4 protein-coding genes are annotated in these 3,026 nt (G+C 59.1%); 3 read left to right on the plus strand and 1 reads right to left on the minus strand.

The window, feature by feature from the left end:
* Positions 1-307: hypothetical protein (locus IGS51_RS04125; RefSeq protein WP_297076273.1), on the minus strand; the 307-nt coding region annotated here is incomplete at its 3' end.
* A gap of 261 nt (positions 308-568) precedes the next feature.
* Here IGS51_RS04125 and IGS51_RS04130 point away from each other — a divergent pair.
* The 3 genes from IGS51_RS04130 to IGS51_RS04140 all read left to right on the plus strand — a co-directional run.
* Positions 569-1,513 carry a methylated-DNA--[protein]-cysteine S-methyltransferase gene (locus IGS51_RS04130; protein ID WP_297076276.1) on the plus strand — a complete coding sequence of 315 codons (945 nt, stop codon included), beginning with the start codon at positions 569-571 and terminating at the stop codon, positions 1,511-1,513.
* Between the two features lie 221 nt (positions 1,514-1,734).
* Entirely contained in the window at positions 1,735-2,235 is a 501-nt protein-coding gene (locus IGS51_RS04135) for an N-acetyltransferase (protein ID WP_297076278.1), read from the plus strand.
* A 148-nt stretch (positions 2,236-2,383) separates the two neighbouring features.
* Positions 2,384-3,026, plus strand: a 643-nt coding sequence (locus IGS51_RS04140; protein WP_367279252.1) for a SulP family inorganic anion transporter, incomplete at its 3' end; no start/stop codon positions are given.

The following is a 3,026-nucleotide window of genomic DNA, read 5'->3' on the forward strand; positions in this document are numbered from 1 at the left end:
CAAAGCTGCTACGTAGGGTCTGGTATTCCTGAAGCTGCCGACGATAGCGAACCCATTGCTCTCGCAAGGCGGGCGCGGTGCTGGGCGATCCGATCAGCAGGTTCACCGCGTAAATCGCCTGACTCCAGTTGTTGAGGCACACGGCCTGTTGCAGCATAGCCTGGGCCATCTCTGGACTCACGGACTGGCTGGCGGTTTGGGCGGTGGCAGCCCATTCGCGGGGTGGCGAGACCAGGGCGATCGATGCGGCGGAAAAAACGGTCAGTGCAAACCAGCGGAGCGGTTGATGAAGCTGGGAAAAACGCATAGAACTTTGTGAAGATAGCAACCCTGAAGCAGCAGTTTCAAAACAGCAGGAGTCCTGAAACGATTGCAACAGCTAATCCGAGGCTAGCTGAGGCAGGAAAACAAGTGCCTGACGGAATCTACGGAGGGAATTCCGAGAAAATGCGATTACTCGGTGTTTTTTGGGACTTTCAGCGCAGGATTGCAAAAATCGGGTGGAGTTTTTCCAAGGGCGATCGCTAGATTGAGCTAAGTTAGTCAAGTTTTTGGCAAATTCTCGGCAATGAACACGCGCCAACCCCATCAAATCCCAGTCGCTGGATCGGTCGCAGGAGACAATCTGGACGACTATCAGCGCATTGCAGCGGCGATCGCCTTTTTGCGAGCGCACCGGGTCGAACAGCCCGACCTGGCCGCCGTAGCCCAGCATCTCCACCTCAGCGAATCCCATGTGCAGCGGCTATTTACTCGCTGGGCAGGCATCAGCCCCAAACGCTTTTTGCAATATCTAACGCTGGAGTATGCCAAGTCCAAAATTGCAGAAACCGCGAACCTGCTGGACTTGAGCCTGGAAGTGGGGCTGTCGAGTCCGGGGCGGCTGCATGACCTGTTTGTGTCGCTGGAAGCCATGTCGCCCGGAGAATATAAGGCCGGCGGCGCAGGACTGGAAATCGTCTACGGCGTTCACCCGACGCGGTTTGGACGGGCGCTGGTGGCGATGACCCCACGGGGCCTGTGCAATCTGCTTTTTTTGGATGGGTTGGACGCTGCCGAGTCCGCTGGGGAAGCGGAACTGCGACGACTTTGGCCGAACGCCGCGCTGCGCCACGACCCGACCGCGACCCAGACTGTGGGCGATCGCCTCTTGAACCCGCTCGACAACCCCAAGCCCATCAGCCTGTGGGTCAAGGGCACCAATTTTCAAATTCAGGTGTGGCGATCGCTGCTCCAGCTTCCCCCTGGCAGCCTGGCCACCTATCGGCAAATCGCCCAGCACCTCGGTCACCCCACCGCCAGCCGCGCCGTCGGCAACGCCATCGGCAGCAACCCCGTAGCGCTGCTGATTCCCTGCCACCGCGTCATCCGCGAGTCGGGCGAGCTAGGCGGCTATCGCTGGGGGCTGTCGCGCAAGTCGGCCTTGCTGAGTTGGGAAGCCAGCCAAACGGATTCTGAAGCAGGACTGACGCAGCAAGCCCCCCAGCCCCCCACCGCTAATCTGCCTTGCTAATCTACACCTGGAATAAAATTGAGGAATTGCGTGGGGGTAAATACCGCTGGCTAAGTATTCTGCGATGCTCATGAAATGCTCATGAAATGCTTGTGCAACGCAGCGGGAATCCTGCGCTGCAATTCAGGTTTCTAAAGGGGCGATCGCCCTTCTTTCGCCCAAGACGCTCAATAAAATGTCTGACCTCTGCAAACTGACCTCTGCAAACTGTCCTCTGCAACATGTCCTCTTCCGACGCTGCCTTCGAGTTCAAGCCCATTGATCTGGCGAAACACCATCAGGTGTGTGTGCAGTTCAGGGCGGATGCATTTGTATGCAGCTTTGGGTCGGCGGAGCGGTTTTACGAGCCAAATGGAGCCGGGGCCGTGCAGTATTTGCGGTGGCTGGAGCAGCGGATTGCGGAGTTGCCCAACGGCTGCGTGCATTTGTGGAAAACCGGGCAAATTATTGGGCAAATCGAGCTAGGCTGCTGGAAGCGCGATGCCAGCGTGGGCTATGTGAATTTGTTTTATCTGGCTCCAGAATATCGGGGACAAGGGCTGGGAGCGCGGCTGGATGAATACGCGACTCAGTTCTTTGGGCAGCACGGCTATGGCCGGGCCCGCCTCAGCGCCAGTCCGACCAATCTGCCGGCGATCGCCTTCTACCAAAAGCGCGGCTGGGTCGATCTGGGGCAGCGCCGCGACATGCCAGACACCCATTATTTTGAAAAGGTTTACTGAGAAGGGTTACTAAAACGGCGAATAACGGTATTCCGAGACACCTTTTCGTTAGGCTAGAGGGTGCGACTTAATCTCTTCTTAACCCGTCGCAAACCGAGGAACTGCCGTGGCCGTCAAGTCAAACCTGCTGAAACCGAATCGCCTGCCAATGCCGGGGCTGCATCGGCTGCGGACCTATCGCCGCGACTGGCTGCGGGGCGATGTGCTGGCGGGGGCAACAGTGGCAGCCTACCTGATTCCCCAGTGCATGGCCTATGGCGAACTGGCGGGCGTGGGGCCAGTGGCGGGGCTGTGGGCCATTTTGCCGCCCATGCTGATTTACGCCGTTTTGGGGTCGTCGCCCCAGCTTTCCGTCGGGCCGGAATCCACAACTGCCGTAATGACCGCAGCGGCGATCGCCCCTCTATTAGCCAGCTCGCCCCAGAGCTATCCCACCCTGGCGGCACTGCTGGCGCTGCTGGTGGGGCTGGTGTGCATAGCGGGTTCGCTGCTGCGGCTGGGCTTTTTGGCCAACCTGCTCTCCAAGCCGATTTTGATTGGCTACATGGCCGGCGTGGCGCTGATCATGATCGGCGGACAGTTGGGCAAAATCAGCGGCGTGGCCATCCAGTCGGACAACGTGTTTGGCCAGTTTGGCGAATTTTTCAGCCAGCTTGACCAGATTCATCGACCCACGTTTCTCCTGTCGCTGCTGGTGCTGGCGTTTTTGTTTGGCATCCAGCGGCGGTGGCGCACGGCTCCGGGGCCGCTGCTGGCGGTGCTGCTGGCGACAACGGCGGTGGCGCTGCTGG

Origin of the sequence: Thermoleptolyngbya sp. M55_K2018_002, from assembly GCF_015295965.1 — a bacterium.
In the GTDB taxonomy this organism is placed as follows: domain Bacteria; phylum Cyanobacteriota; class Cyanobacteriia; order Elainellales; family Elainellaceae; genus Thermoleptolyngbya; species Thermoleptolyngbya sichuanensis.

Excerpts from the sequence above, each read along its gene's own strand:
- IGS51_RS04130 (WP_297076276.1), top strand. The coding sequence starts at position 569 with ATGAACACGCGCCAACCCCATCAAATCCCAGTCGCTGGATCGGTCGCA.
- IGS51_RS04135 (WP_297076278.1), top strand. The coding sequence starts at position 1,735 with ATGTCCTCTTCCGACGCTGCCTTCGAGTTCAAGCCCATTGATCTGGCG.